At 51.9% G+C, this 7,965-nt stretch carries 6 protein-coding genes; all 6 read right to left on the bottom strand.

What is annotated here, in order from left to right; translation table 11 throughout:
- Positions 1-379 precede the first annotated feature (379 nt).
- The 6 genes from AC222A_RS01470 to AC222A_RS01445 are packed head-to-tail and all read right to left on the bottom strand — an operon-like array spanning position 380 to position 7,855.
- Complete coding sequence (locus AC222A_RS01470; RefSeq protein ID WP_486774572.1) at positions 380-1,492, bottom strand: hypothetical protein; 1,113 nt, start codon at positions 1,490-1,492, stop codon at positions 380-382.
- 26 nt (positions 1,493-1,518) lie between these two features.
- A complete protein-coding gene (locus tag AC222A_RS01465; protein ID WP_372799161.1) occupies positions 1,519-1,758 on the bottom strand; it encodes a Trm112 family protein in 240 nt (79 codons plus the stop codon).
- Positions 1,755-3,173, bottom strand: coding sequence for a BCD family MFS transporter (locus AC222A_RS01460; protein ID WP_372799159.1), 1,419 nt, complete (start codon positions 3,171-3,173; stop codon positions 1,755-1,757). The genes AC222A_RS01465 and AC222A_RS01460 overlap by 4 nt, the downstream gene beginning before the upstream one ends.
- Positions 3,174-3,185: 12 nt before the next feature.
- Positions 3,186-4,544, bottom strand: coding sequence for a BCD family MFS transporter (locus AC222A_RS01455; protein ID WP_486774571.1), 1,359 nt, complete (start codon positions 4,542-4,544; stop codon positions 3,186-3,188).
- Between the two features lie 4 nt (positions 4,545-4,548).
- Positions 4,549-5,349, bottom strand: a complete 801-nt coding sequence (locus tag AC222A_RS01450; protein ID WP_372799155.1) for a class I SAM-dependent methyltransferase — start codon at positions 5,347-5,349, stop codon at positions 4,549-4,551.
- Positions 5,350-5,392: 43 nt separating this feature from the next.
- Positions 5,393-7,855: a TonB-dependent receptor gene (locus AC222A_RS01445; RefSeq protein WP_486774570.1), complete on the bottom strand. Its 2,463-nt coding sequence runs from the start codon at positions 7,853-7,855 to the stop codon at positions 5,393-5,395.
- Positions 7,856-7,965: the final 110 nt, after the last annotated feature.

The raw sequence follows: 7,965 nt of genomic DNA, 5'->3' as shown, positions 1-7,965 counted from the left end.
CGGTTGGCATTAACATGGCGACAAAGCCTCGTTGCGTGATGACTGGATGTCCGCTAGAGCGGCTGGTGTATTATCAAGCATTAAAACACATGAATTAACCTGCTGGTAGCGGTTTTCTTGGCTTATTGAGAAATTGTAGTTTGTTTTTGACATTGGAATAGCGGGCGGTAGCGCGAACCAACATACCTTAAGCGCAGCTGCACCAATTTCTCTGGGAATACGGTACGTTGGCAAATAGGCGAGAAAACGCTGAATTTTTTGTGTGGCCCATCGTTCGCTTGGTTGGGCCTGTGTTGGCGCGGAGAACCTGGCAAGGGAGATTCAGTGCGCCACACTAAAATGGCCGCTCGAAGAATGGCGTTTAGGTCTATGGTGCGGCTTAGGTGTATTCTTTACGGAGCATTTCCGCTGCCTGACACATTGATTTTAGCTTGTTGAAAGCAAATTCGCGTGGCAGGAACCACATGCCGCAGTCTGGTGCCAGGCTAATACGCTCTTTCGGAACCACTTCGAGTGCTCCTTTAACCATTGCGCAGATTTTCTCTGGCGTTTCTACCTCGCCATCTGGGTCAAGGTTGAGAACCCCAATTGCAACGGGTTTGTCGCGCACAGATTCCAGAAAATCCGGTGTATGGCCCGGTTGGGCATACTCGGTGTGAAGGGCGGTAACATCTGATTGGGCGATCAGGCCGACTGCCTTCGGATAAATCGGGCTGGGCTCCTTCAGTGCGATATTCTTGGAATAGCCATAGCACACGTGCACGGAGCTCATGCAGTTCACGCCACGTACCATGCGATTAATTGCTTCTACGGCAAAATCTTGGCATTGGCTAAAGCGAAAGTGCACTTCTGGCTCATCGATCTGGATCAAATCGATTCCGGCATCGGCCAGTGCGCGCATTTCCTGATTCAGGGCATCGGCAATGGCGAAGCACAATTCGGCTTGGTTGGCATACACGCCAGTGTCCACAACACGGTAAGACAGAGTGACTGGCCCGATAACAGTGATTTTTGTACGTCGATCAGCATATTGCTTGAGGAAAGCCACATCACTCACAACCATCGGGCCGGGCCAGGAGATCTTTTCTCGCACGGCAGGAAACAGGACTTTCGGCGATGCTTTCGCAGTGCTGTCTTTATTCAGATCTGCACCGACGTTGGTCGCCTGCTGTTTCATCTTTAGATGTTCGGTGATGTCGTTGTGGAAGTTGGTAAATTCGGCGGGATTTTCCTGGTCTAGCCCACCTAGTGAGTAAAAGTGCCCGCTGAAGGTCTGTCGCCTAACTTCGCCGTCAGTGGCGAAACTCATACCGGCGCGGTTTTGATCATAGATGGCCAGCCGTACTGCATCGTCAATTGCCATGGTGCGGTCCGCTTGCGGAATCTTCCACCAGGTTCCTTCTTTCGCGTATACCTTGCTGTGATCTGCTAGCCAGGCCGGCTTTACATAACTGCCGACGAGCTGAGTTGAAAATAATTCATCACTCCACATGTTTATCTCCTTGTCGATTACGGGGCTTACTTAACCACACTGACAAAACGATTGTGACTTTCAATAACTGGCAGGTCGGCAGCTTGGGTATTGCGCCAGCGGTCACCTTCTTGCGGCAACATCACTGGGATACATTGCACGATTGGGTAGTTCCGCTTGCAGTCGCTGCAGCTTAGCCAATCCTTGCGTATTTCTACAAGGGCGCCTGCTTCTTGCGGCGCACAGTGTGGGCAGCGCAGGAGTTCGAGGTATTCGCTATCGATCATGATGTCATCTCTTTTTGTGTTGTTGGCTGGATGTTTTGGGGAGATTCGCCATCGCGGGCGCCGGCTTGCAGGCCTTCGATTGTTACGCCACGCACCACTGCGTAGCACAACACAATCATTGCTGCCTGCAGCAGGAATATCAGGGCGAAAGCCTGGTTGGCCGCTAGAGCGTCACTCTCTACAAAGGTGGAGTAGAGCGCGCCACTTACTGTGAAACTTAAAAAAAGCCCGATAACTTGTCCGAGGCTCCACAGGCCCAGATATTTGCTCTCTTGGCCCGGTACAGTCATGTCAGCCATAAAGCTGATGGACGGGAACACATACAGTCCGAGAGAGAAAGCACTCAGGCAATAGAAAGCGTAGAACAGTGTCAGGTTTTGAGCGTAGGCAGCCCAGCCGAGCAGCAAGAACCCAACAATGGAGAGTACGGCGCCAAGTAGTAGAAGTTTTTTTCCTAGATTGAAGGGGAGCGTTTTTTCATTGTCGGGATCTGTGCTGGCTGCCAGACGCCTCTTTGCAGTTACGCCGACAAAGATGCCGCAGGCCGCCATGCCCACTGTTTGCAGCCCGTTGTAGAGTCGCTGGAATATGGTTGCTTCGCCGGCGGCCATACCGAATAGGTCGCCAGCCCAGATTTCCTGCAGCATGTCCTGGAGAAAAACGGAAAGTAGGCTGAAAATGATGAATACAAAGAACAGCATGGCCTGGCGGTTGTAGCTAATCACAGCCAGTGATTCTTTTATGGGTTCTAGCATTTTGACCTGTTTTGGTGGGTTGTTTTTGATATCAGCTAATTGCTGTGCGGTTAGTCGCGTTTCAAGCCCCCACAAACCCAGGATGGTAATGCCGACCATAATAAGCGGAGACAGGCTGTACATTGCCTGCATGGCATCGTGGCTGTATACGGGCATCAAAAGCGCGAAAATCCAGGCCCAGAACGCCATCGACAAAGCCTGTACTGTCCACGTAAGCGTTACAACGCGAGACCGGGTTTCAGTTGTTGTCACGTCATTCAACAAATCCAGAAACACGTTGGCCTGTGTGGCAATACATATGCCGAAGGCGCAGAACAGCAGCAGGCACTGTACCCAGGCCAGGGGATTGCCAGCCTGCATTTCCAGAAGTACACCAGGCATAAAGGGAAATGCGAGGCTGCCGAGCAGGGTGCCAATAATCATGTACGGTGTGCGGCGGTAGCCGAATATTGGCCAGCGTTCACACATGCGACCAATGATTGGCTGGATCGGGCCAAACAGTGTGTATACACCGATAAGGAGGGCAATGGCTGCCGCGGGTAAACCCAGATCACTGACGGCAACGCGGTTAAAGCTGGTCACTACAAGGCAGAAGCTCCAAGCAATGGCAATCTTTTGCAGGGTGAATTGCAGCTTCGCTCGATTTTCACTAACAGTCATGATTGGCCTCCTTTATACAGCTCCTGATGCCGTAGCTGTGGGTACGGCATCGAAGCAGCGATGTTTAACGCGAAGCAGGAACCAGAGGCTGCTAAGCGTTATTAGGGCTTCTAGTGCGAAGATGGCAGCAAATCCGTTTGACGGATACATCAGCCCACTTTCAATGAGCGCGGTGACTAATTGACCACTGGCAATGCTGGAGAAGCCGCTGGCGAAAGCTATGCTCATACCCCAAATGCCAATATAGGCGCCGCGCTCGGCGTCGGTTGAAAACTCCATCATGCTGGTCAGCGTACCGACCAGTGCCAGGCCGTTGGAGAACCCCATCAGGATGAGAGATACATTGACTAGGTCAGAGTCTGCTTGTAACGAACCGTAAGCGAGTAGGAATAGCGCGGCGCCGATTCCAGAGATGCCAATAGTAATTGCTGTGCGCTTGTTCATGCCGCCGCGAAAAACCATTGCGCCCATGGCAAACATTCCCGCTATGGCGCCCGATCCCCAGATTTGCTGAAAACGGCCGGTTTCACCTACTGTCATGCCTAGCACCTGCGCGCCGAATACCTCAATGATGTTGTTTTGCAGGCTATAGCCGAACATGAACAGAAAGATGTAGCAGAAGAAATTTCGTACGGCTGAATCTTTTGAACAGGCGACAGCAAATTCACGAAGGCTTGCGTGGGGTTTTTCAGTATGGCTTTTACGAACTGCGCGACGATGCTTTGAGTGTGGCTCAACGCCCAGAATGCCGAGGAAAACAAGGCCACCTACGACCGGAATCGACAATATATACAGCGATTGCATCTTGGCGTGGTCATAGTCTGGCATATAGCTGCGGATAAAAACCAGTGACAGGATCATTCCGAGAATCATCATGGTCCAGATCAATGCCGTGACCAACCCGCGTGTGTGCTCGGGCATCACCTCCGCCACCAGCGCCAGATGGTTGGATCCAGCCATGGAAAAGCCGATGCCAAAGAGGGTTAATACCAGAAATCCGGCAGTATAACTTGCGTAGGGGAACGCGATGCCAAAGATACTGTGAGGGTCTTGTGACATAGGCAAGACGATGGCGGGAAGAGCCGCCACAGCGCAAGCTGACAGCAGCATGCCCAGAAATACATAGGGGCTGCGGTGACGCCCTAAAATAGGAATTCGATCGGCCAGTCGCCCGTAGACAACCTCGAACGGCGACAGGAAGTGGTAGAGCCCGAGCAGGGTGGTGACCAATGCTGCCGTGATACCTAGCTCGTAGATCGCGATGCGATTGAAATTGCTAGTCAGTAGTGCGAACAACCAGCCCGCTGCCGCACGTGGAAGCGTGAGCTGAAAGGCTCGGATTACCAGTAGTGCTCCGGTCGGCGAGCTCATGGTGCTACGCTCCCATACCGCGAATTGGGTAGAGCATAAATTCCCATTTAACGTCTTCTACCCGATCCAAGTCGTCGAACTCGGCCTTAGCCCACGGGGTTAGACGCTTCATCAGTGCTTCTATCTGACCGCTGCTCAGGCTCCACGTCTCGTTGTGAGTGCCTTCTGACATGCGCTGCAGAATTGTCGCAGGAGAAACCCGTTCAACCCACTCGCAGGCTTTGATCGGACGCTGCATCTGCCAGCCTTGCTCCTGAAGAAACTGAAAAAGGGCCGGACCGGCGGCATCGGTGGGGCGCATGTCGGGTGCAATTTCGCCGGTGATCAAACGTGACTGACTACGCATGCGACCCGCGCAGCTTTCTTCGTCTAATACATCGCGACCTATCAGGAATACGCCTTCTGGTTTGAGGATACGTCGGGCTTCCAGCAGAGCATCACGCCACTGTTCGATCTGATGCAGAACATTGGTGGTAATGATGGCGTCGAAAGTATTGTTGGCAAAAGGTGTTTGCAACACGGTACCGGTTGCCAGTTTCATGGGGGTGTTGCGATCGTCGGCCAGGTCTTTCGCCGCTTTCAGCATATGATGCTCTATGTCCATAGTGACCATTCTGGTATTGGCTGCAATCGGCACCGAAATTCGACCAGCACCACCACCAAAGTCGAGCATTCGTGCATTGGGTCCAGCAATATCGGCAACCGATTTACCAAGGTCAGCAGCAGCGTCCAGGGGAATGAAGTTTATGTCATTGTAAATGGCCGCTACTTCAACGTAGGACATTTCGTTATAGGCTTTGCTCATTTCTATATCCTCTGCGATGCAATCCGGTGTCGCTTGTTATTAATTAGAATTGATAGCGGGCGCTCAGTCCCCATGTATCTCGAGGTCCCAGTCCAACAATGTATCCACTGAAGGAGGGCAATACGAAAGTGTTAGCCACGTATTGAGTGTCAAAGATATTTTTTCCCCACAAGGTCAGGTCCCAACTATTTCTCGACAAGCTGACCGACAAATTGGCAACTGTTCGATCGCCGTTGTGTCCGAGGTTTAATGGTGTCGCATACATTTTGGAACGGTAGTTGGCGGCCAAACGGGCATCCAGAGACCAGCCTGCAATGTCGCCGCGGTAGTTGATCCCCAAAGAAGCCTGTTGTTTAGATGCCCGTTGCAGCATGTTGCCACTGACGTCGCCGTCTGCCGGACAGGTTTGATTGTCACAACCGTACGCGGAATTGGTATCGTTTACGGCCGGTGAGTATGCAGCGTTGGTAAAGGTTGGGTTGTTGTACGTGTAGCCGGCGTCGACAAACCACTCGTGGGTAAAGTAGTACACGCTTTCCAGCTCCACGCCGTAAACCTCTGCGTCACCGATATTGCCCAGTACGTCGCTGGCGAATGGGTCGGGGTCGTTGGCTGATTCAGTACCCTGTTGATCACTCCAATCGATATAAAACGCGGCGATATTGAGTTGCAGACTTCCCTCTAACAGTGTGTTCTTGCTGCCGAGCTCAAAGGCCCAGTTTTCTTCTTCGTCATAGGTGGATTGATCTGGATTGATATCCGGATCAATCGTGTTAAAACCACCGGTTTTTACACCTTTGCCGGCGCTACCGTAGATCAGACCTTTATTCCAGATGCTGTACTGCACTGTGAAGCGCGGTGTAAAGTAAGAAAAGTTTTCTTCATCTCGCAGTGCTTCTGGAGCACCAAAACTCGAGGTTTCCTGATGGAAACTCTTTTCTTCCAGAGTGTAGCGCGCCTCTAGTGTCATGGTCAGTCGGTCAGTAAAGTCGTAGCTAACCTCGGTAAACAGAGCGTAGATATCATCTTTGTAGTGTTTGAGGTGACTCTTTTTGCCGTGACCGTTGCCCGGTGGAAGCAGGTTTAGCAATACCGGGTCGCTGGTGGTTACACCGTCTTTACAGTTCGCTTCGCTGTTGCAGGGGGCTATAAACCAGAAAGTGTTCCAGCTTGAATCCTCTACGGCAGAGTAATACAGGCCGCCGCGGAGCTGCAGCGCGCCGCCACTGTCCCAGTTGAGTTGTAATTCATGGGAGCTGGCCTCCAGTATTTCTTCCGGATTGGAGTTAAATACAGTAGTTGGTGTATTCAATGGGAAGATATTGTCGCCTTGCGTACTTTTATAGTCGGCCTGAACGCCTGCGCCGCCACCTTTGTGATCGGCGTAGCCGTAGAGGTAACTTAATTGCAGGGCGTCGGTAGCATCCCAGTCGAGCCGCGCAATCCAGAGTTCAGTGTCGGCTTTCACAGCAAAGCTTCGTGGGTCCACAAGGATGTCTCGATTGAATCCTTGGGCCGCAAGGTCATTCCGGTAGGGTGGTTTGTAATCAAACTCACCGCAGTAGGCGTGAAATCCACTGGTTGGTGTTACGAAGGGGCCGGTTCGCGTGTTGGTGGTGGTATTTAGGCAATTTAAAGTGTTTTCGGGGTTAGAACTATCAACCTGTCTGGCCCCGTCAAGGTTGTAGAAAGGCTGAGGTTCGGCTTTTGATTCATTCTTGAAGTGGGAGAGGTTAATGCTGAGCTGGTCTGTTGGGGTGATAGTGAGTGCCACCGAGTACACCACATCGTCCCAGCCTCCCAATGCGCCATCCGTGTGATCGCCGCTGGGCTTTAAGTTGGCGTATGGATGTTTGTTTTCAGTATGTCCGTCAAAAGTGCTGGTGCTGTAGGCGATGCGCCCCAGGAACCGTTCACTGAAAATAGGGCCGCTGACACTGGCGCTGTAATCCTCGCGCTCACCTGAGCCAAAGGTGTAGGACATGGCACCTGAGAACTCGTGCGCGGGTTTTTTTGTGACATAATTGATCGCGCCGGCGAAGGCGTTGCGCCCATAAAGCGCGCTTTGGGGGCCCTTGACCACCTCCACTCGCTCCATTTCATTCAGGCCCGGATTAATCATGCTTTGACGTTGCAGATAAATGCCATCGAGAAATACCGAGGTATTCTGTTCGCGCGCAGTGGCAAATGTCAGCGACATGCCGCGGATTACAGGGGCTGCAGATAACCCGGATGTACTGTAGTTTTCGAACACCAAGCCTGCGGTATCGCCGGCCAGCTCATCCAGAGAGCGTAAATCCCGGCGTTGCAGTGTGGCATCGTCAAAGGCAGTTACGGCTACCGGAATATCCTGTAGGCTTTCCAGTCGCTTACGGGCAGTCACCAATATCTCTTCCATCGGCGGCGTACCTTTCAGACCTGAAGCCTCTTTGGCTAGCGACGCGGTGGAGCCGGCAACAGCCATAACTGAGGTAACAATGGCCAGGCAGGTGGTTTTCTTTTTCATAGTGAATCAGCCACAATCTATTATTGATTATTATTGCTTATCAACTGTGTACGACATTTCCTAAAAACTGTATATCAATAAATATGAATATACAAATGTTTTTAATCGGG

The organism is Litorivivens sp. (assembly GCF_057445395.1).
Note: the sequence above shows the minus strand (reverse complement) of the source record. Positions and strands in the feature narration are given on the sequence as shown.